The sequence below is a fragment of the Desulfonema magnum genome (assembly GCF_017377395.1).
Classification (GTDB): domain Bacteria; phylum Desulfobacterota; class Desulfobacteria; order Desulfobacterales; family 4be13; genus Desulfonema_C; species Desulfonema_C magnum.
Window position 1 is genome coordinate 1,558,166 of record NZ_CP061800.1, and the last position, 21,460, is coordinate 1,579,625.

22 protein-coding genes and 2 tRNA genes are annotated in these 21,460 nt (G+C 43.2%); 7 read left to right on the forward strand and 17 right to left on the reverse strand.

From position 1 onward, the window contains the following. Window positions 1-66: 66 nt before the first annotated feature. The 9 genes from dnm_RS06225 to dnm_RS06265 all read right to left on the reverse strand — a co-directional run bounded on the left by dnm_RS06225 (window position 67) and on the right by dnm_RS06265 (window position 10,565). On the reverse strand, window positions 67-1,506 hold the full coding sequence (locus tag dnm_RS06225; RefSeq protein WP_207681827.1) for an AAA family ATPase: 1,440 nt from the start codon (window positions 1,504-1,506) through the stop codon (window positions 67-69). A gap of 535 nt (window positions 1,507-2,041) precedes the next feature. Next, the gene (locus dnm_RS06230) at window positions 2,042-2,959 is read right to left on the reverse strand and encodes a dihydroorotate dehydrogenase (protein WP_207681828.1); all 918 of its coding nucleotides are present in this window, start codon (window positions 2,957-2,959) and stop codon (window positions 2,042-2,044) included. Beyond that, window positions 2,960-3,709, reverse strand: coding sequence for a hypothetical protein (locus dnm_RS06235; protein ID WP_207681829.1), 750 nt, complete (start codon window positions 3,707-3,709; stop codon window positions 2,960-2,962). A 140-nt stretch (window positions 3,710-3,849) separates the two neighbouring features. Next, complete coding sequence (locus dnm_RS06240) at window positions 3,850-4,140, reverse strand: nucleotidyltransferase family protein (protein ID WP_207681830.1); 291 nt, start codon at window positions 4,138-4,140, stop codon at window positions 3,850-3,852. 24 nt (window positions 4,141-4,164) lie between these two features. Then, window positions 4,165-4,461 carry a hypothetical protein gene (locus dnm_RS06245; protein ID WP_207681831.1) on the reverse strand — a complete coding sequence of 99 codons (297 nt, stop codon included), beginning with the start codon at window positions 4,459-4,461 and terminating at the stop codon, window positions 4,165-4,167. A gap of 285 nt (window positions 4,462-4,746) precedes the next feature. Continuing rightward, entirely contained in the window at window positions 4,747-6,495 is a 1,749-nt protein-coding gene (locus dnm_RS06250; RefSeq protein ID WP_207681832.1) for an Hsp70 family protein, read from the reverse strand. An 89-nt stretch (window positions 6,496-6,584) separates the two neighbouring features. Continuing rightward, window positions 6,585-7,403 (reverse strand): nucleotide exchange factor GrpE, encoded by an 819-nt coding sequence (locus tag dnm_RS06255; RefSeq protein ID WP_207681833.1) that lies wholly within the window; start codon window positions 7,401-7,403, stop codon window positions 6,585-6,587. Between the two features lie 4 nt (window positions 7,404-7,407). Continuing rightward, a complete protein-coding gene (locus tag dnm_RS06260; RefSeq protein WP_207681834.1) occupies window positions 7,408-7,710 on the reverse strand; it encodes a DnaJ domain-containing protein in 303 nt (100 codons plus the stop codon). A gap of 74 nt (window positions 7,711-7,784) precedes the next feature. Next, entirely contained in the window at window positions 7,785-10,565 is a 2,781-nt protein-coding gene (locus tag dnm_RS06265) for a hypothetical protein (RefSeq protein ID WP_207681835.1), read from the reverse strand. Between the two features lie 1,293 nt (window positions 10,566-11,858). Here dnm_RS06265 and dnm_RS06270 point away from each other — a divergent pair. From dnm_RS06270 to dnm_RS06295, 6 genes are all read left to right on the forward strand, one after another. Continuing rightward, the gene (locus dnm_RS06270) at window positions 11,859-12,143 is read left to right on the forward strand and encodes a hypothetical protein (RefSeq protein ID WP_207681836.1); all 285 of its coding nucleotides are present in this window, start codon (window positions 11,859-11,861) and stop codon (window positions 12,141-12,143) included. Beyond that, complete coding sequence (locus tag dnm_RS06275; protein ID WP_207681837.1) at window positions 12,137-12,499, forward strand: type II toxin-antitoxin system PemK/MazF family toxin; 363 nt, start codon at window positions 12,137-12,139, stop codon at window positions 12,497-12,499. The genes dnm_RS06270 and dnm_RS06275 overlap by 7 nt, the downstream gene beginning before the upstream one ends. Before the next feature lie 414 nt (window positions 12,500-12,913). Next, window positions 12,914-15,928 (forward strand): type ISP restriction/modification enzyme, encoded by a 3,015-nt coding sequence (locus dnm_RS06280; RefSeq protein ID WP_207681838.1) that lies wholly within the window; start codon window positions 12,914-12,916, stop codon window positions 15,926-15,928. A 687-nt stretch (window positions 15,929-16,615) separates the two neighbouring features. Then, the gene (locus dnm_RS06285) at window positions 16,616-16,852 is read left to right on the forward strand and encodes a RelB antitoxin-like protein (protein ID WP_207681839.1); all 237 of its coding nucleotides are present in this window, start codon (window positions 16,616-16,618) and stop codon (window positions 16,850-16,852) included. Window positions 16,853-16,975: 123 nt separating this feature from the next. Further along, window positions 16,976-17,233 carry a hypothetical protein gene (locus dnm_RS06290; RefSeq protein ID WP_207681840.1) on the forward strand — a complete coding sequence of 86 codons (258 nt, stop codon included), beginning with the start codon at window positions 16,976-16,978 and terminating at the stop codon, window positions 17,231-17,233. Further along, window positions 17,230-17,628, forward strand: coding sequence for a type II toxin-antitoxin system VapC family toxin (locus dnm_RS06295; protein WP_207681841.1), 399 nt, complete (start codon window positions 17,230-17,232; stop codon window positions 17,626-17,628). The genes dnm_RS06290 and dnm_RS06295 overlap by 4 nt, the downstream gene beginning before the upstream one ends. A gap of 261 nt (window positions 17,629-17,889) precedes the next feature. Here the strand turns inward: dnm_RS06295 and dnm_RS06300 are convergent, their stop codons facing one another. The 8 genes from dnm_RS06300 to dnm_RS06335 all read right to left on the reverse strand — a co-directional run bounded on the left by dnm_RS06300 (window position 17,890) and on the right by dnm_RS06335 (window position 21,119). Continuing rightward, complete coding sequence (locus tag dnm_RS06300) at window positions 17,890-18,942, reverse strand: Fic family protein (protein WP_207681842.1); 1,053 nt, start codon at window positions 18,940-18,942, stop codon at window positions 17,890-17,892. A 123-nt stretch (window positions 18,943-19,065) separates the two neighbouring features. Then, entirely contained in the window at window positions 19,066-19,287 is a 222-nt protein-coding gene (locus dnm_RS06305; protein WP_207681843.1) for a type II toxin-antitoxin system HicB family antitoxin, read from the reverse strand. After that, complete coding sequence (locus dnm_RS31550; RefSeq protein ID WP_207681844.1) at window positions 19,280-19,492, reverse strand: type II toxin-antitoxin system HicA family toxin; 213 nt, start codon at window positions 19,490-19,492, stop codon at window positions 19,280-19,282. Before dnm_RS31550 ends, dnm_RS06305 begins: the two co-directional genes overlap by 8 nt. Window positions 19,493-19,532: 40 nt before the next feature. After that, window positions 19,533-19,715 (reverse strand): hypothetical protein, encoded by a 183-nt coding sequence (locus dnm_RS06315; protein WP_207681845.1) that lies wholly within the window; start codon window positions 19,713-19,715, stop codon window positions 19,533-19,535. Between the two features lie 231 nt (window positions 19,716-19,946). Continuing rightward, window positions 19,947-20,219, reverse strand: coding sequence for a type II toxin-antitoxin system HicB family antitoxin (locus dnm_RS06320; protein ID WP_207681846.1), 273 nt, complete (start codon window positions 20,217-20,219; stop codon window positions 19,947-19,949). Continuing rightward, entirely contained in the window at window positions 20,216-20,416 is a 201-nt protein-coding gene (locus dnm_RS06325) for a type II toxin-antitoxin system HicA family toxin (RefSeq protein WP_207681847.1), read from the reverse strand. The genes dnm_RS06320 and dnm_RS06325 overlap by 4 nt, the downstream gene beginning before the upstream one ends. Before the next feature lie 539 nt (window positions 20,417-20,955). Then, window positions 20,956-21,032: transfer RNA gene (locus tag dnm_RS06330), tRNA-Arg, on the reverse strand. Window positions 21,033-21,041: 9 nt separating this feature from the next. Then, window positions 21,042-21,119 (reverse strand) — tRNA-His (locus tag dnm_RS06335). Between the two features lie 148 nt (window positions 21,120-21,267). Here dnm_RS06335 and dnm_RS06340 point away from each other — a divergent pair. After that, on the forward strand, window positions 21,268-21,447 hold the full coding sequence (locus tag dnm_RS06340) for a hypothetical protein (RefSeq protein ID WP_207683808.1): 180 nt from the start codon (window positions 21,268-21,270) through the stop codon (window positions 21,445-21,447). The last annotated feature ends 13 nt before the right edge of the window (window positions 21,448-21,460 follow it).

A 21,460-nucleotide genomic window follows, 5' to 3' on the forward strand; every position in this document is an offset into this window, starting at 1 on the left:
TTAGGTACTTAATAAAAAATGCCATACAAGGTTCAAATATGTCAAGCAGTTTTTTTCATAGCCAGCTTACACAAAAACCCGGGTGTTTTTAAATGCCTCGTATTTCCTGAGCTGATTTTCAGAGACCGAGGGCGATGTCTTTTTTATCACGTCTTCAAGATGTTTCTGGCTTATTTTAACCCTCTCTTTTAAGGCATTTCTTGACGCCTCATTCACCATAAATTTTATATCGCTCGATACATAGTTCTCCGACAACTCTGCCAGTTGTTTAATATCAATATCCGAATCAACCGGACGCCCCTCCAGGTAAAGCTTGAACATCTCCGCTCTTGCATCAGAGTCAGGCGGTTCGATATAAAACACCTTGTCCATTCTCCCGGTCCTCAGTATTGCAGGATCAATCTTTTCAGGGCAGTTGGTGGCTGCAATGATAAAGATGCCGTGTTCGTGGCATTCGGTCATCTGGGCTAAAAATTCATTTACCTCTGATGCGTAGCTATGGTATAAATTCCCCTGTCTGCTGGGCAGTATCGCATCCACCTCGTCAATAAAAATAATACTCGGGGATTTTTCTCTGGCCGCTTTGAACAATTCTCCGATTTTTTCCTGTGTCCCGTGGACATAAATACTGGCGAGGTCCGAAGGTTTCACCTGAACAAAATGATAATCTATCTCCTCTGCAAATTTTTGGGAGATAAAAGTTTTGCCGCACCCCGGGGGACCATATAAAAGCATTCCGTTGGGCACTGTGACTTTATATTCTTCATAAAGTTTTCTGTCGTTCAGAGGGAGAATAATATCATGATAAAACATCTCTTTTATCTCTGCCATCCCGGCAACCTCATCAAAGCCTTTGCCCTCTTTTTTCTCCATTTCAGGCAGTTTTTCCTTTAATGTCATGGATGCGGAATGCTTGTCCGTATCTGTCGCTTTTTTTTCAGAGGTTAATGCGGATAAAAATTCCCCGGCTGTTTTATACCTGAGTTCGATATCTGTTGAAATCGCTTTTAAGATAATTTCATCTAAATAGTCGTCACACCTGTCATTATAAAATGACGGTCTCCGGGGCCGGGTTTTTCGTGCTGCAAATATCCGTGTTGCAATATCTTCAGGGCCGTCAGACAGATTGTCAAAATCATACTCCCAGGGAGATCGGCCCGTAATCATGCGATACAAAATGATTCCTGCTGAAAACACATCACTGGCAGGGAGATAAACCTCCCAGAAACATTCAGGAGCCAAATGAATTTGAGAATCAGACACCTCATTTTTTATCGGTTCCAATACTGCCTTTGGGGTGTCTCCGTCATAAGCAATTAAAATATGATCAGGCGTCACATTGCCGTATTCTCTGAGTTCCCGGTTCCAGGGAGCAGTCTGAAAACCTTCCTGCACCGCGTTCAGTTGCTTTAATAAATCTGCCTGAATGGACAACGCATCCTGAACAGGCAGGCGCTTTTTTCGTTCCAATAACTGAGACAGGGGTTCACCTGTTTTTTTACTCATGGTTTTTTTCTTAATATTTTAAAATGGTTTGTTAAAAATATATATCTGATGATAATGTCTTTTGGGGAGAGGAGTAACCTGTTGAAAGCAGGATCACACGAGGATAATTCTGTTTTTCAGGGGATGTCCGTCCCCCCGAATTCGGCATATTCGGTACCGGGAATCCGCCCCGAATTTCCGGAAGTTCCGAGATGATGCCTCTCAAAATAAGGTTCCGAGATGTGAGTTGCTGAATATGTTGTATAAACGCTCATAAAAAAGCCGGGTTTTTCGCCTCCGGTCATAAAAATATTTTCAGATAAAAAACCCGGGTTTTCGAAATGTATTTTCACGGTAAAAGATATAAAAATGTGTTAATTAAAGATAGCGATGAGAAGAGGAATTTGATTCGCCAACAGCCCGTATATTTTGAGATAAGTACCTGATCATAAATTTTCAATGTTTGTCCGGGGAAAAAAATCCGGATTTTTCCCCGGAATGATCCGCGGCCACTGAAGAAAACCCCCGGGTTTTTCCGCTGTTCACAGAAAACGAATTAAACCTCCAGTGTCCCAATAATATCCCTTACGCTGGAAATTTTCCTTTCCGCGAGAAATGCTTCTATGCCCTCTGTGATTTCAATGGTCGAGCAGGGGTTTACAAAATTGGCTGTGCCGACCTGAACGGCCACAGCACCGGCAATGAGAAATTCCAGTGCATCTTCCGCTTTCATAATTCCTCCGATGCCGATCACGGGAATTTTCACTGTCTGAGCAACCTGCCAGACCATCCGCAAGGCAACCGGTTTGATGGCAGGGCCGGAAAGCCCCCCTGTGATATTGGCGAGCTTTGGGTGCCGGGTTTCAATGTCAATCGCCATGCCGGTGATGGTGTTGATCAGAGACAGGGAATCTGCTCCCGCGTCCTCGGCGCTACGGGCGATTTCCGTGATGTCGGTCACATTGGGCGAAAGCTTGACCATGAGCGGTTTGGTTGTTCTGGTTCTCACCGCGCGGACCACCTCGGCAGCAGATTCGGGATCCACGCCAAAGGCAATTCCGCCGGTTTTCACATTGGGGCATGAAATGTTGATTTCAATGCCTGCGATGCCTTCAACCTCATCAATACGAGCGGCCAGGTCCGCATATTCCTCAACACTTTTCCCGTAAATGTTTACCAGCGTGGGCGTTGAAAGCTGCTCCAGAAACGGAAGCTTTTGTTTTATAAAGGCTTCAATACCGATATTTTCAAGGCCAATCGCATTCAACATGCCGCAGGAGGTTTCAACAATCCTCGGGGGCGGGTTTCCCTTAGCAGGCTTCAGAGATAAACCTTTTACAATAATTGCTCCGAGACGATTCAGATCAATGAGTTCTTCAAACTCACGGCCATATCCGAATGTGCCTGAGGCTGTTATTACAGGATTTTTCAGCTTTATTTTGCCAATGTCTGTCTGAAGATCAATATGTTTCATTCAGAATTTATCTCCATCTTTCATTCGGTAATTTTTTTTTTTACGCTCTTGGATATCTTTCATTTCTTTCTGTCCCATTTTTTCAATTGTTTTCTCAATATAATTTAATTGTATGCTAGCATTGCCTATTTTTACTGAAATTTCATTTTTATCCTCAGTTAACCAACAGATTGTATCATAAAAAATCTCTTTTTCTTTTTTCTTTTGTTTACCATATTTCTTTATAATTACAGACTCAATTTCATTTTTGAAGTCAGATTTTTTAACACCTGTTAGCCCTAACCAGCGTATTGAGATGGCAAAAAGTTTTTTACTCGTCGGAGTAAAAGATAAATATATTGTAGCTCTTTTTCCTAATAGGCAATCTCTGTAACGGAACTTTGTTGCTGTTTTAGCAAATTTTTTAACTGAACGACGAAAGTGCTTATTGCCTGAAAAAACACCTGGTTTTTCCAATGGAACGTCATTCCTTTCTGCCACTTCAATAACTTTTTCAACAGACATACCAAATGTCCATATATCAAATTTAAAATCGTTATTATGCCAATTTGTTTCAGACAGTTCAATCCGATCAACATTCTCTTTCGGATACCCCACGATTGCGCCATAAACATCGCATTTAATTTGATTATCTTCTTTCCAAACCCTTTCTGCTTCAATCTTCCTTCCATTTTTTAAAAAAATAGTATCAGCTTTTCCAGATGAAGAAATGAGAAGTAAGGATAGTATCGTTATAAATAATTTTTCCATAAGACTAACGATTCAGACAAAACTCTAAATTTGACGGAGTATATCGGGTGTATTTATAACTTGGGGGGAGTAATTTCAGTCCTGAAGGGACGACTGAAAATAGCCCGGCAATTTATTGCCGGGACGAATATCCTCCCGTTTCATAATGATACCAAATCATTGTATATATATGGTCTGATTTCTTCCCTCACGGTACTCTGACAAACCAGATCCACTTTATGCTGCAATTTTTCCTCAAGAAAATCCCCCATCTCGGACAGATCGAACAGCGTTGCGCCCTCTTCGAATTCTACCAATATGTCAATATCACTGTGTTCACCGGCTTCCTCTCTGGCGTGAGAACCGAAAACGCCCCTGAGTTCGGCTTTGTATTTCCGGCGAACCTCGTGTTTCAGGCTTTTCAATATTTCCATAAGCTGGTTTAAAAGCATTGCTGAATATCCTTTGCTCTTTTGTCATTTGTCATGATGGCTGGCAAATGACCAATGATTCATCGCCATGTCAAATTTGTTTACAAGCAGCGAAGCGCACGCCAAAACTCTGGCAGCCTCCGGGGTTCGCTGTAAGGCACAGGCTCGCTTTGCGTGGAGAAACATCTGATTAAAGTCTTTTTCAGCAAAAGCGGACATGGCTTTTTCCAAATATTCTCCGGCCTCCTGTTCAGTATCAAGCAAAAGTCCCAGATCGCTCTTACATCGGTGACAGATTCGCTTTCCAGTATATTTGGCATTACAGGTGGGACATCGTTCCATAGAAATCAGGCTCCTTTGTCTGAACCCTGATTAAAAATTCATGAAAAGAAGCCGGGTTTTTCACCCCCGGAGATGAAAAAAGACCCGCTTAAAAAACCCGGCTTCTCAGTTATATTTTCATGGTAAAGGATTGAGGGATTTTCATGATTGAAAAAATTGAAAGCAGATTTAATCCTGAAAATCTTTTAATCCTTTCATCAAGGTTCGGACAATTAATCAGGGTTGGACAATTAATCAAGGTTCGGACAATTCTGATAATCCTCTTCTTATATACAATCCATGTAGCTATCCGAGATAAAACAGAATTTCCTCCAGTTCTTTTCCGAATTCTGCCGCGTCATCAAGCCTGCCTTCTTTTACAGCATCCCGCATATCTTCCATAAGATTGATCATTTCATCACGGTCTTCCTCGGAAGCTGACTCAAGCTGAGACTCGGCCTTGCGCATGATCCCGGCCAGTTCAGGAGGCAATTCACCTTCATCTGTCTTTTCTTCTGCCCCGGCAGCATCTTCAGGTCCGGTTGTCTCGCCCCACATTTCATCAATTCGCTTTTTGGACTCAGCCATTTCCTCATCTGTAAACTGAGCAAAGGCATTTTCAATCACCGCATTGATATTTCTGCCGGATGCCTTCTCAATGGCCTCAATTTTCAAGATGCCGTTCAGATCCAAATCATAATTAAGAAGAATGACGCTTCCTTCCTGCGATTTTGGTGTCAGCTTGAACTTATATTTGCCGATCTCGATGTCATCCAGGGCATTGGGTTCTTCTCCCTGATACACCTTTATCTCCACAGCTTCCTGACCGTCATACAGGGTATAGAATGCCTCAGTTTTGGCTGTGGGCAGTTTGGTATTGCGGCGGATAAGGGGAACAAACCGGGTCATGCACGGCGCACCGTCCAACTCTCCGATGGCAGATGTGCCAAAAGTATAAGGTGTTATATCCAGCAGAACACTTGTGGAGTCAAACCCCATTTCTCTGCCCGCCTGAATGGCAGCACCCAGGGCCACACAAAGATCAGGATCAATCTCGCTGTGGGGCAGACGACCGAATTTTTCCTCCAGCATCTCTGATATTCTCGGAATTCTCGTGGAACCGCCCACCAGGATGATCTTATCAATGGCAGATGGCAGCAAGGCAGCGTCTTTTAACGCCTGGTTTACAGAAACCATTGTCCTTTCCAGGTCTTCCTCGATCATCTCTTCAAAATCCAGACGGGAAAGCTCATAAGAAAGATGGATATCCTTCCATGCTTTTTTTCCGATATGGTCTTCTTCTATTTTGGCGTAAGGCTCGGAAGAAAGCGTAATCTTTGCGTCCTCCGCGGCCCGTTTCAGCCTCGCCATGATCATGGGCTGATCCGTCACAGAGAGATTTAATTCATTTTGAATATGGTCAACAAGCAGCTCCACTATATCCTGGTCAAAGTCATCTCCGCCAAGATGATTATCCCCGGTACTTGAAAGAACCTCCACAACTCCGTTCTCGATCTTAACAATGGACACGTCAAAAGTTCCGCCCCCGAGATCGAAAATAAGAATCCGCTGAGTTTCCGAACGGGTGCTTTCATAAGCAAGGGCCGCGGCTGTGGGTTCGTTTATAATACGAGCCACCTCAAGTCCGGCAATTTGTCCGGCTTCTCTTGTGGCCTGTCTTTGCGCATCTGTAAAATAAGCAGGCACGGTAATGACAGCCTTTGAGACGGGCTTCTCCAATACCGTTTCCGCCCGATCTTTTAATGCTTTCAAGATGAATGCTGAAATTTCCTGAGGCAGGTAAGTGGCATCTCCCATGGAAAGCTTCTCATCCGTTCCCATCAGGCGTTTTACTGAAAGGACCGTGCGACCCGGCGCGATGGCAGCCTGATTTCTGGCCTCGGTTCCCACAATAATTTTTTCATCATTATCAATTCCCACGCAGGAAGGTACAATGCCATCATCCTTTATTTTCAGAACATCCGCATTTCCATCAATAATAAAAGCGACCTCGGAATTTGTGGTTCCGAGGTCTATACCTACTATCGGTTCCATACATCTCTCCACTTACATTGTTTATTTTAATTCGTCCGCTGAATATCTGAAAGGCGATTTCTCAGAATATTCAGACAGTCACTGCTTAACTATGTGTTTACAATAACTTCTGCGGTTCTGATAATTTCATCATCACGAACAAATCCGCTCAGTTGTTCTTCTATCACAAGGCCCTCCTCAGTCTCAGGATCGGACTGCTTGCCCACGGCCTTCATTGTCTTAGGATCAAAAGGCTCTCCTACGGTATCCACCGGATAGATGTTTGCCAACTCAAGTGCCCGGTCAAAGCGTCTTATTGCCATCTCATATCCTTCAATAATCCCCTCCATACCCGCGGTAATTTCGTCCATTCCTTTGGGAACAGACCTGAAAAGCCCCTTTGACTTAGCCAGTTCCTCAGTGGCATCAGCCAGTTCCTTACCCGCCTTAAGCCCCCGAACCAGTGTATCCCGAACATTCAGAAAAGGGATAATCGCCCTTTTCTCGCTGCTCTGTCGTATCCGTTCCTCAAGTTCTGAAATATCCTCGGACCGATCTTTAAAGACCTGCCAGATTTCCTGGTATGTGCCAATAAAAGAATTAAGTGTTTCCACGGCTTTGTTCTGCTCCCTGTTCTGGATTCTGATTTCCTGTCTTAATGCGGAAAACTCGGATAAAAGGGTGTAAAGATCGCATGAATCCATGTCGGCGTTCTCACCTGCCGGCCGTGTATTCGGAATATCTTCAAGCCAAAACTTGAAATCTTCCAAAGCCTTGAGCTTCCAATCCGGCAGATTCTGATACTGATATCCATTTAATCTTTTTTGCATTTTTCTTGAGAAAAAACGGATATTCCACCGCATAAAGTCAACTGAAACTTGTCTGTAAAACCTCCTGCACCATTCAATAACCGTGAACAACAGATACATTCCATCATCCTCCCTTCTTTTCTGCTTGGAACAGTTCTTTTAATCCCACACGCCGCCGTCTGATTTCCTTAGCCTTTCCCAGAGAAACAAGCGCGTCCGCATAATCCCGGGCTGCCAAACCGCCAAAGATTTTACCCATGATCCGATTACGTTCATCTTTAATCGCTTCGTATGCCTCGGTGACCTGTCGAAACCGTTCCGGTTCTTTTTCTGGTGTATATTTTTTCACCAGTTGAAGATAACTGTTTCGAATATCCTCATCCGAAGCATCTAATGAAAGCCCAAGCGTAAGATAGTGTGTCAGCATAACAGCCTCCCTTTGATAATTGATAATTGATAATTGCGCCGAAACATTATCAATTATCAATTATCAATTATCAATTATTTTCTTTTCCGCTTTCCCAGCAAAAGAACCCGTGCTTCACGGGAAAGCCGGGATGCTCCTCCTGTCTGCATAATAATTTTCGTCATCATGTCAAAATCACGCCGGACTTTCGGATCCGAGCGAAGGATTTCTCTTAACCCCATGATAACGAAATCAGGTGCCCCGCGAAGTTCCAGGCTGTCCACAAATGACTCGCACCCGTTCAGGAGATCATTTGTTATTTCATCCGGAATGGCTTCTTCATCTGACAAATCAAAATCCGACTCTATCAGATCGAGTTGGTCAAGAAGATTGTCAAGTTCTCTTTCAAGACTTCTCTCAGGCAAAACATCATCATCATCAAAGAAATCATCAAACGGATCGTGAAAAGGATTATCAAAAAAAGGCAATTCATCCAGGATATCGAACTCAAACATTTCCAGGGCTTTCTTCAAAACGCCCGAGGCATGTTTTGAAAGCCGCCGGGATGCTGTCCGAAGTTCATCCCGCATGGGTCCCGGGGGAGCCTCATCAATAATATCGAAAAAAAGATCAGGGTCCAGCTTTTCTCCTTTGATATGCTGTATCGTCACCAAATAGAAATCCAACAAAAGACGATCTTTCTTTTTAGCCTTCCTTATTCTTTGCTTTATGTCTTTTTGGATCAGTCCGAACCAGGTTTTCTCAAAAATAAGATCATAAAGAGAGAATATTTCCGAATCCTCCACATTTTTGAGGATATCTTTATGTTTTTTCAGGAAAATCGGGGCAATTTCCAGAGAGGGAAATAACGACGAATATTCCTTGTTCAACGGTGTAAGAAGCCTTATGATCTCAGATGACGGAAGTTCTTTTATTTTTTTTGATGCTTTGTCAAAGATTTTTTCAATCTCTTTTAATACGGATTTCTTCTCATCCAAGGTGCGGCGTTTAATATCCCCGATAAGAACAGCCAGAATCCTCAGTTGCTCAAACAGGGAAAGCCGCGCAAGTTCATTCTCGACAATCCGGTTTAAGGCTTTCCGATCTTTAAACAGGGAAAGCTGGGCACCTTTCTCCTTTGGAACTTGTTTTCCTTTTTTTTCAGACAGGGGACCCGGTTCAAGAGGCTGGTTGCTCGCGATCTGAAAAATGATCCGTTTCTCAATGATAAACGGGGCAACCTTTTTGCTCATAAGTTCTTCGGCTTTTCCAATATCCCTTTCAACAAGATGGAATTTTTTCCGCTGAATATTTTTTTCCGCGGATATCAGCAGGGCAATGGCATGACGGTCAATGACCCGGCTGTCATGAGGCGCTCGTATCATGGCCTCTTTCAGGATGTTCTCAGCTTTTCTGAAAGCATTTTTTTCATAAAAAACAGAGGCAAGCTCCAGACAGGGCCAGGGGTCGTCAGCAAAATGCGAGAGCATGTCGGTGAGGGACGCTTCCACTGCATTTTTCGCGGGCCTTGATGCCCGGGACAATGTCACAAGAAGTTCATATCCCTTTCGGTTCTTCGGATCAAGCCTGATCCCTTCTGTTGTCATGTCCATCAGCATTGTCTCAGCGTCTTTGGTCTTACTTTTTATGCCCAGAAGTTTTTTGTATTTCTGAACACCTCTTTTGTCTTTTGCAGTGTTAAATTTGCTTTTACGGATTGCCTCGACAATATATAACAGAATAAACGCATGTGCAATTTTTCTTCTGCGGGCATCAGGAAATTCGTTTTCCAAAAGGGAGAGATACTGCCCCGCGGTGGTAAAAGGGGTCTTAAAATCGAGAAATCTTGTTTTTGTCAGAAGCAGTTCAGCCTGGGACGGGGGCAGCAGGTCTGACACCATCTTGTGAAAATCATATTCTTCGATTTTATATTGCAGGACCATGTTCCAGATTGATTCCAGCATAAACGAAAGCACCGCGGTCGGTTCCTGAGGATAGACCGCTTCTGCCAGATCGCTAAGAGAAGATTCTGCCTGGCGAAACCGCCTGTGTTCAAGATCATATAAAAGGTCTTTGATATCCGTTTCTATGTTTACGGGGCCATCCCACAGGCACTGAAGCCGGGGTTCGGCTTTTGAGGTTTTGTTTCCGTTTCCCACTGTATTTTTCAAATTTTCCACAACAGTGCTGAGAGGGAAATCATCCGGAATCATGGAAAGCGCTCTGGACATATCCGCATCATCTTCATTATAAAAAGAAACCATGGCACGGCAAAACATACGGACCGGCGCAAACGGAGAGGTTCTTGATATGGAAGCGAGTACGTCAAGGGCCTCTTCCCATTTGGCCGCGTCCATCAGGGGAATGGCTTTCCGTACAGGCGCGATGTCACGTCTGAGAGGAAGAGATTCATCCAGTTTGTCTGACAGTTCCCATCTTTCGCTTTTAAAAAGCCGGTTGGCAAGAAACTGTTCCGCCCTGGCAGACCTTTTGTTTGCTGACAGATATCCGGCATAAATATCAATGGCTTCCTTGTTTGAGCATGTGGAAATGTACGCAAACATATCTGCTTCGGACAACTGGTCAACCCAGGGCATGTATTCCTGGGCCTGCTTTTTGACCATGTCAGCTTCAACGGTCAGATTTTTTTTGCGCAACTGGCTTTCCCGCAGAAGATATGCCCGGAAAAGGAATGTATTTATGTCATCGGACACCCCCTGTTTTTTAATGGCAAGCTTAAAAAAACTGATGGCATCCCGGGGCTTCTTTGCATCAAGACTCTGCTTTCCCCTCAGAATAAGCTGATCAGTCGTCAGATTCTGGAGTTGCTGCTGCCCCTTTTTTTTATCTTTTTTTTTCTTTTTCTTTTTTCCCATCTTTAATATATGAAGGTGTTAGGTGTTAGGTGTTAAGTGTTAGGAAAAATTCTGAAACTTTCAGGCTTCGTTGTGTTCCCCGCTCATGACTTTTATTGATGAATTCTTTGTTATTCCCATTCCGGCCGACAGGACACAGGGAAGGGAAAATACAGTACTTTTTATGAGATCATCATTATTTGTATGGTAAATATTTTTATAAAACGGATAATTAGCGAATATCAGCAGATTGAAAACTTCTGATTTGATCTGCTGAATACAAAAATTTATCCACAGATTTTTTGAATATGAACTCCTGGTCATTGTTTCAGCCACTTAAAATGGCAGGGGGAAGCATAAAGAACATCATCTGCCGCAATACAAAACTGGCAGTTTTTTCTTTATTCATCCCCCTGTATCACGGATGAAACAGATAATTATAACCTGTGTATCAGAACTAGGGATTCTTATCAAGCAGATTTAAAATCAAAGTGAAAAGTTTTGGGGGGCAGGGGTCAGGGGCCAAGGTCAAGGGTCAGGGTCAGTAAAGCTATAAGTCTTTTTTTAGGATGGAAAATCAGTTTGTTAAGGAAAATGGCAGAAAAATGGTGGCAGAAATAAAAAAATATATAATATAAACCATAACCATTAATTTCTCTTTGGCACGCCTGACGCTTTAAATTCATTATACTTCCGGAAATGGGTTAAATCAGAATATTTCTTAAAAGCATAACTGATTTGAATTAAAGCGTTTAGATTATTGGCACAAAACTTGCGTTTAAATTTATCATAGTCATGCTCCTGCGGTCACAACAAAACATGAAAGTTTCGGCATCCTTCATTTCAATGGGGTTGGCATTAATAATTTCAAGTGGTTATTTACAATTCGTGAAGAATGCCAAAGTTTCGTAGTTTTTTCTGAGACCTAACCCGAGTAATCCGGAAATACCAAATTCCAAACAAATACCAAACTTCAATGACCAAATCTCAGATTTTGACCCGTTTGTAATTTATTTGTAATTTGTCTTTAGAAAAATTTTTTACTTGAAACCCGATTCATTTCACTTTATTATTGTCAATATATGGAAAGTTCAGAAATCCGACACCGAATTCCCCGAATGTCAGACCTCCGAGGTTTCCGAAACCTCGGAGGTCTTCACCCTTCAAAATTTATTTGGTCAGACAACTATTGATTATGTCTTATAATGGGAATCTGATCTTTGGGAATGCTTTTTCCCCATTGCTGGTTTATGGCTGAAACCAAAATCGTCGCCGGGGAGGCAACTTGTGAAAATTCTGCCACAGGAGGGCAGCATGACAACACTTTTAAAGAAAGCATTTGACTTGGTATCTTCTCTGCCTCAGCCAGAGCAGGAACGGCTGGCTGCAAGATGGATCGCTGAAATCAGGGCAGAACGAACCCTGTATTGTCTGCCCAGGTCATCAGAAAAACTTTCGGAAATGCGCCATGAAAATGATCGCCTGCTTGAATCTCTCAACGCGGCATATGATGATTTGCCGAATGCCGAGGAATTGAGACTTCAGCAGGACATGCGACGTTATCACAGGCGATTTATTGGGAAAAATGCACAATGGTGATCAGGCAGGGAGATGTGTTCTGGATTGACATGGGCGAGCCGTTCGGGTCTGAGCCAGCCTATCGTCATCCCCATGTGGTCATTCAGAATGATATATTTAATCAGAGCCGTATAAACACCGTCGTGGTGTGTGTGCTTACTTCCAATATCAGACGTGCCCAGGCACCGGGGAACATGCTTTTGGAAAAGGGTGAGGCAAATCTTCCCAAGCAGAGTGTTGTCAATGTGTCTCAGATATTCACTATCGACAAAAGAGACCTGACGGAAAGGATCGGCACGCTTTCCAGCAGGCGTGTCCGTCAAATTCTTGACGGCATTCACCTGCTCACAGAGCCAAGGGATATTGGATATGAATAGAAAAGGTAACAGATAAAGGTCATGCAATCCTCTTCACTTTTTCAGAAGCATTGCAGAGGCTGCAAACCCGTCCGGCGCAGTGAGGAAACCCGGCTTTTTCCCTCTCGGAAAAAGCCGTTTTTTTTTTTGCGATCATCTTTTTTGTCCTGTACACAACTCAACAATATTGTACAATTTTTAGCTTGTAAGTACCCGGACAAAAGTTTTCCGGCATCAGACCTGCGAGGTTTCCGAAAATATGACATGCAGGCACATCAGAAATTTTTTCCTTGAAATAAGAGATATAGTCCGTTATGTTTTTGGGCGGATTATAAACCGGAAATAAGGAGGTTATCCATGCTGCCCGGGCAAAACCCCTCTTCTGATATCAACCCCGCAAACCATTTTGAAATGCTTCGGGAAAGGTCGTGAATTATGTCAATGCAGGCTATAAATCACTATTATAACAAACTTGATCAGTATAAGCGATTCGGCGGGACACAGAATGAAAGTTCCATACGCCGTGCGTTTGCCAATCTTCTGGAAGAATATTGTATGCCGAAAAATCTGGTTCTGGTTGACGAGCTTGCGCTGAAGAGTTCACAGAAAAGACCGGACGGAACTGTCAAAGATGCTTTGCAACTGGACTGGGGACATTGGGAGAGCAAGGACCCGAAAGACAATCTTGATGAGGAAATAGAGAAAAAATTTGAAATCGGATATCCAAAATTCAACATTATTTTTGAGAATTCAGAAGATATTGTCCTGATACAGCAGGGAAGCCGGATCATGCGGCACAGGATGGAAGATGCGAATGCCCTTCATGCGCTGCTCACGGAATTTGTCAGTTATGAACGGCCGGAGATAAAGGAATTTCATCTTGCTGTGGAAAAATTCGGGGAGGATATTCCTGATATCATTGAGGCGCTGCGCGCCATGATTTCCGAACAGGGGAAGACAAACAAAGCGTTTAAGCGGGCCAATGCCGATTTTCAGGAACTTTGCAGGGAAAGCATCAATCCTGACATCACAGCTTTTGACATACAGGAGATGCTGATTCAGCACATTCTCACGGCTGAGATATTTGACACGGTTTTCGGGGAGAGCCATTTTCACCGTGAGAACAGCATCGCAAAGGAGCTGGAGGCGGTTGTGAACACTTTCTTCATTGGCCCGCAGCGCCGGAACACGCTGTCGGGCATTGACAGCTATTACCGGGCCATCAGGGCCGAGGCCGCAAGGATTGACAATCATCATGAGAAACAGAAATTTCTGAAGGTGATTTATGAAAATTTCTACAAGGCTTACAATCCCAAAGGTGCGGACAGGCTCGGGATTGTCTATACGCCTGGTGAGATTGTCCGGTTCATGATCGAAAGCACGGATTTTCTTTTGGAGAAGCATTTTGGGAAATCCCTTGGTGACAAAAATGTGGAAATCCTTGATCCGGCAACCGGAACTGGAACATTCATCACCGAGCTTGTTGAATATCTTCCGCCTCAGTATCTTGAATACAAATACAAAAATGAGATGCACGCCAATGAATTGGCAATCCTGCCGTACTATATCGCCAATCTGAATATTGAATACACTTATCAGCAGAAAATGGGACAGTATGAACCTTTTGAAAATATTGTATTTGTTGACACGCTGGACAATCTGGGGTTTTCATACGAGGGAAAGCAATATTCTCTTGAAGGCTTCGGGCTGAGTGCGGAAAATCTTGAGCGCATTAAAAAGCAGAATGAGCGGAAAATTTCGGTGATCATCGGGAATCCGCCGTATAATGCCAAGCAGCAGCTTTACAATGATTTTAATCCCAACAAAAAATATAAAAAAGTGGATGAGCGGATTAAGGAGACTTATATCAGACACGGAACCGCACAGAATCAGATTGTTGTCTATGATATGTACACACGCTTTTTTCGCTGGGCAGGCGAGCGGATTGATGAAAACGGGGTCGTTGCTTTTATAACAAACCGCAGTTACATTGACAGCCGTACTTTTGACGGATTCCGTAAGACCATTGCAAAAGAATTTGATGATATTTATATCGTGGATACCCAAAGCGATGTTCGTAAAAATCCCAAAATTTCCGGTACAAAAAATAATGTTTTCGGGATTCAGACCGGCGTTGCTGTTATGTTTCTGGTAAAAACAACTGAGAACAAAAAAAAGAAAGTCGGAATTCACTATTTCACCCTGACAGATGAGATGTTGAAACGTGAAAAGCTGGAATGGTTCAGAGGGAATAAGATCAGCAGTATTCCTTTTCAGAGGATTAAGCCGGACAAGCACAACAACTGGTTGGACATCACAGATAATGATTTTGATGAACTTATTCCGTTAATGGACAAAGACGTAAAAGTCGGAAGAAGTGAAGAAGCGGTTTTTCAGTTATTTTCTTCTGGCATAAAATCCCAAAGGGATGATTGGGTTTATGATTTTTCAGAAACTGCTTTGATAAACAAAATTAGCCATTTTGTAAAAATTTACCAGCAAACTTTAAAAAATCCCGATTTTGAAGACAGAAATTCTATCAAATGGGACAGGGAACTGACAAAATATCTGACCAGAGGCATTAAGAAAAAATTTGAAAAAGAAAAAATCATCCGATCCGTTTATCGTCCTTTCAGCAAAAAGTTTTTTTATTTTGATAAACATTTTAACGGAATGACTTATCAATGGTTTAATCTTTTTGATTTTGGCAATGAAAACAAGTTTATCTCATTTAATATCGGTTCGAATGAAATAATTCATTTAGCAACAGATACGATTATTCAGTTAGGTAGTTTATTGGTTGGCGGCGGAAGTACCCAGTGCCTCCCCCTCTATCGCTACGAATCCGACAGATCCCGCGTTGATAACATCACCGACTGGGGCCTGCAACAGTTCACCAAGCATTACCAAAATAAGCGCATCACCAAAGAAGACATTTTTCATTACACTTATGCGGTGCTGCACAACCCCGCATACCGCCGGAAATATGAAATCAACCTGAAGCGGGAATTTCCCCGTGTGCCGTTTTACAAAGATTTCAGGAAGTGGGTGAAATGGGGCAAGGCATTAATGGATTTGCATATCAGTTATGAGGAAGCAAAGCCTTATCATCTGAAAATTCATGAAACCGCTCACAAAGAAACGCCCAAACCCAAACTCCGGGCAATCCCCGAAAAAGGGAAAATCATCCTGGATGAGAACACGACCATAACAGGAATTCCCGCCAAAGCGTGGGAGTACAAACTCGGGAACCGTTCCGCACTCCACTGGATACTTGACCAGCACAAAGAGAAAAAACCCAGGGATAAAACCATTGCGGAGAAATTCAACACTTACAGATTTGCGGATTACAAGGACACGGTCATTGACCTCTTAAAGCGGGTCTGTGTCGTGTCCGTGAAAACCGTTGACATTGTGAATAAAATGGAAAAAGAAGAGCCGCATGAATAAAAAATTGCTGATTATAACGGATTTAGGGGAGGCCGGGAAAGCCCCGTAGGGGCGGCATATTTGTAGCAAATCATGCCGGGCCGGGAAAGCCCCGTGGGGGCCTGCAAATCTGCTGCTACAAATATGCCGCCCCCACGGGGCTTGGTCGGCCTCCCCTAAATCCTTTATAATCAGTATTTTTTATCCAACTCTCTCCGAACCGCCCAGCTTTGCACTGACAAGCCAGTTCAGAGTGGTTTCGTTCCGCTTCTGGCAGCTTCGATAATAAGATCACTGCGGATTTCCGGGGAAACATAAATTAGAGCATTCATCATGCAGGGCCGGTAACACCCCTGCGGGACTTGGCAGACACCTGCAAACTTACTGCAAATATGCCGACACTTACAGGGCTTGGTCGCCCCTGAATTCGTTATAATCAGAAAAAAATATATTTTTTTGTCACAGATAATCCATACAGATGATATTTGACACTCGTTTATGTTGATGGTATCATTTATAAAAACATTTCTGATTATAGCGGACTTGGGGAGACTCTGCTTCTGATTGCTTATGTTACGTGCGACATTGCTTTAAAAAGGAAACAGACCGGATGCATTCCGAACACAGAGTCAGAACATAACTGAAAAGTCAGATTTTTCAAATTTTGAAAACCTGCTCATCAGGTTATATAAAAAAGGAAGATTTACAATGCCTCATATAGCTGACGAACAATATATTTTTGATAAAAAAGGCAGTCCTGTGGCAGTTATCATTCCGATAGAGGAATATAAAAAATTCCTCTCCGTTTTGGAGGAAATCGGATATCAGAGCGAGACAGAACTGCTTTCCCAGTCACCGGAATTTGCAAAGCTGGTCAGAAGCGGTCTGGAAGATATCAGATCGGGCAGAACCAGACATTGGAGGGAAGTCTGGGATGAAATATGATGTGCATCTGACCGAAACATTTCTCAGGACTCTGAAAATACTGAAAAAGAAATACAGACGGATTAAAAGAGATTGCGAGAGGTTGCTTTTTAAGTTTTTTTTTACAGATCAAAGGAGGCGAACATGAAAACCGTAACAATTTATGATATTGATGATCATGTGGAAAAAGTTATCCGTGAGAAAGCGGAAAAAGAAGGAATGACACTCAATGAGACAATAAAGAAACTTCTTAGAGAATCCCTCGCTCTCGGACAAACAAATGAGGATGATCACAGGGAAGATTTTCTTGACCTTTTCGGTGTCTGGTCAGCGGATGACATGCGTGAGTTTGATCATTCAGTCAGAGATTTTGACAAAATTGATTCGGAGGACTGGTCTTGAAACAAATCCTTCTTGATACAAATGCTTATAGCCGCTTTATGGGCGGAGATGAAAATGTCCTGGACGTACTGGCAAAGGCTCAAATTGTATATTTCTCAATATTCGTTTTGGGCGAACTTTTTGCGGGATTCAGAGGCGGCAGCAAAGAACAGGAAAACAGGAAGCTCCTCGATAAGTTTATTCGAAAGCCGACAGTCAGCGTACTGAACGGGAGTGATAAGACAGCGAATATCTTCGGCATGCTCAGAGACACATTGAAAAAAGCAGGAACGCCGTTACCGATCAACGATATTTGGATTGCGTCACATGCCATTGAGACGGATTCTGTTGTTATCACATATGATTCGCATTTCAAAAAGATACCTGGTTTGCGCATTTGGAAACATCTGTGCTAATGCTAAAAAAACTATGCCCTGTCTTCTTCCGACCAGATCACCCGGTACGCATAACGATCTTTTTTCAATATCACAGTCTGCCGCGTTTCTGCGGCTTCCTTCTTTTCTGTCAGCAATCTCCGAAATCTCCCTGACACTAACGGGAAGAGAGGCAGAATATTTCGGACGGAGTTGCAAAGCCCGTCCGGCAAAATTTTTCCTTGAAATAAGAGATATCCGTTATTGTCTTATGTAACAATGACCCCCAGACCTGGCTCAGACTCACTTTGCCCCGGTCCCCACTGTGTACCGAGTCCCCTTCCCCCTTCCATGCTTTTCCAGATACCTGTCTCTGACAAGCTCACGCAGCCTGACCTTGATCGTGTTCCGGTTCGCACCTGTCATGGCTTCAATATCTGAAATTGCCAGTCTTTCATGGGCTTTTACCAGCCTGATGATCTGTTCGGAAAGTTCGGGAAGAGAGACCGCCATTCTTTCACGGGCGGTTTTTTCAGCCAGCAGGTCCGCCTGGATTTTCAGCGATAAAAGAAAAAATTCCAGCCAGGGTTCATAATCCGCATTTTCGGATCTGAGCGTCCCCTGTGTTTTTCTTAACGCCAGATAATACTCCTCCTTGTTTTTTTCGATGACGCTCTCCAGGGAACTGTAGGGAACATACGCATAACCGCTTTTTAACAAAAGCAGCGTGGTCAGAAGCCGTGACAGCCTTCCGTTTCCGTCCTGAAAGGGATGGATTGCCAAAAAATGCACGGCAAATATCCCGATAATCAGCAAGGGATGAAGCTCTTTTTTTTCAAACTCGCTGTTTGTCCACTCAACCAGTGATTTCATCTCTCCGGGCGTGTCAAAGGGCGAAGTTGTCTCAAAAACAGTCCGCGGTCTGCCATCCGGCAAAATAACCTCGATACTGTTCGGAATTTTCTTATATTCCCCCCGGTGCCGGATATCCTTTGAACTGTGTCCGAGCAGTATTTTATGCAACTGTCTGATATAGTTCTCTGTAAACGGTATCGCCTCATAAGACTCGCAAATGATGTTCACCGCATCGGCATATCCGGCCACCTCCTGTTCGTCACGGGAACTGAGGGGTCTGATTTCAAGACCGGACAGAAGATTTTCTACTTCCCCATCAGTAAGTTTCGCACCTTCTATTCTGGTGGATGAACCCACAGACTCCACTGTTGCGACTCTCTTTAAAGCGTTAAGCCGTTCCCGCGGGAGACTGCCCGCAGCCTGCCAGCTTCCCTTGAACTCGTCTGTCCCGGCAATATGCCTCAGCATACTTTTTGTAATATTGATAAGGGGTTGTTTCATAATACGTTCTGTTTACACCCATAAATATACCCATATATACCCATAAAATTATGCAAAGTCAATTGATTATTACATTTGGTAAACTCGGTCGGTTTCAGTACAATAAGATAACGCATTATTTTTCTATATTTTTTTTGGAGGCTGTTCCGGTGTTTTGCCTATTTCCCGGCAGGTCTCAAGATAGTCATCCACGGCGTTCCGAAAGTCCTCCTCAAGTTCTCCCACGCTTGTTCCCTCGAAGCCGATCATGTCTCCGATTCCCAGGACCCGGCCGTGAAAGATTCTGTCATCGGGATCAAAGATGACACTGCCTGTGTAGTTTTTGTATTTCAGAATGTTATTCATCGGGTGTGACTCCTGAAGCTTCCAAAAAGTCCCTGACGAGTTCCGTAGCATATTTTTTCAGTTCCTTTCCCGGATGCGGGCTGTGCAGGTTAAGAACCCGTCTGTCCAGAACCACACGGACTCTCGACCCCCTGCCTTCACATATTTCGGCCCCGCATGCAGTCAGAAGGGATTTCACCTCATTCCATCCGATGTCCGCACGCACAGGTCTCTCAAAGACTTTTCAAAGTGTTTTCTGTTGTTTTTTATTCATGGATATCTGATTGTTTTAGCTGGTTGCTGACGCTTCTTTGCACTTCGTCCACCCTGCTGTTGCTATGGTGTAACAGCATGTTTTTGTTATCCAACTCTCTCCGACCCGCCCAGTTTTGCACTGACAAGCCGGTTCGGAATGGTTCCGCTTCCGGCAGCTTCGATAATAAGATCACGGCAGATTTCCGGGGAAACATAAATCATACCGTTTGAGTTTTGAAATCATACTATACAAAAGCTTTATTTTGTTCTGTTGCAGATAATTGTACTTTTTCAATACTTTATTTCAATAGTGAATTGGTATCACAGCTTTGTCAGAACCCTGCCCGCATTTTATTGAGCATCTATTCCATATTTTCATCCTGTTGAGGTCATGTCTCATACTGGCGATTCAAATGAGCCGTTTTTCACGCTGCAATGGGCGTTGCAGATTTGCTCACCTCTACAAAAGCAAACAGTAATTCGGCAAAATCCGGATTCTCAAGATGCTTCTGTAGCGGCTCTTTTTCCGGTACGGCCATGCCTGCTTCCCGATAGGCTTCAAGGTTGATTTTCACAGCTTCGGCCGCTACATGCCTGGCATCTTCGACAGTTTTTCCAAATGTGATGATCGCGAGGTCGGGAACCTGAACTGCGAAACCTGACTCGGTTGGTTCCAGTACGATAAGGTAACGCATCATTTTTTCTCCAATTTAATTTTTTTCATGGTGTCTGCCGAGCGTCCGACAGGAACATCTTTTTGCGGATGAATAATTGTCACTATGAAGCGGCTTTCATCATGTTTGAAATTGTGATGGTCGCGTCTGGCACTCACCGGGTTCCAGCCATATTGTTTTACAAGTTTTATCAACTCTCTGCTTGTATATTGTTTTGGCATATGATTCAATTTTCCAGCGTGATTCTTCTAAGTTGCACATAACAGCTTATATTGTCAAATGTGAAAAAATTAAAACAACTATCGTTTTTTTTTACAATCTGCTGTGTGTCTGAAATAATGGCGGATTATGTATGGCAGATACAGAAGCTTAAAAAAGAAATGACTGATTATGACGGTGGATTTATATGATAAATAACATCCTGAAATTATTAATTTATAAAAATAGAAATTCTGTCCATTTCGGGCAACTGCGAACTGAATATTGGAAATATTTGTTTCTTCGGAAACCGCTGTTTTTTCGGGAATGCCCGCCCGGAGATTTGTAAAAACGGAAAATCGCAGGCAGATATCTGAAATCGGAGCCAATTTTTCACGGGGGAGGAAGACAGAATATTTCGGACGGGGTTGCAAACCCCGTCCGGCAAAGACACCCCGTCCGGCAAAGAATTGAAAATCGGGTTGTTAAAACAAATGACAGGAAAATGATGAGAGAAATAAAAAAAGGGTTATGGTATGAACCATAACCCTTGATTTCTCTTTGGCACGCCCGGAGGGATTCGAACCCCCGGCCTACGGATTCGAAGTCCGGCGCTCTATCCAGCTGAGCTACGGGCGCAAAATAAAATGGGGTGAGTGAAGGGACTTGAACCCTCGACCACCGGAGCCACAATCCGGAGCTCTACCCAAACTGAGCTACACCCACCATGTAAGAACATACTCCTATCAGACTATTTTTCACATTTCAAGTCTTTTTTTATTTTTTTTAAAAAATATTTATTGTTGACCCTTTTTGCCTTATATTATATTGTGTATTAACTAAATTAACATACAGATTTAATAGGATTATTCTTGTGAACAAATTTTATATTTTTATAATGAGGGCCATCCTTGGCGCTGTTTTTGCGGTTATCCTGACACGTTTTTTTTATCCCCAAGTCAATCCCGTTTATGTGGCGGGCCTTGGCATTTTCATGGTGGGAATGGCGTATGCCCTTGAATCCTGGAGAAAAAATAAACAAACAGACAAATAACAAAATAGGGGGC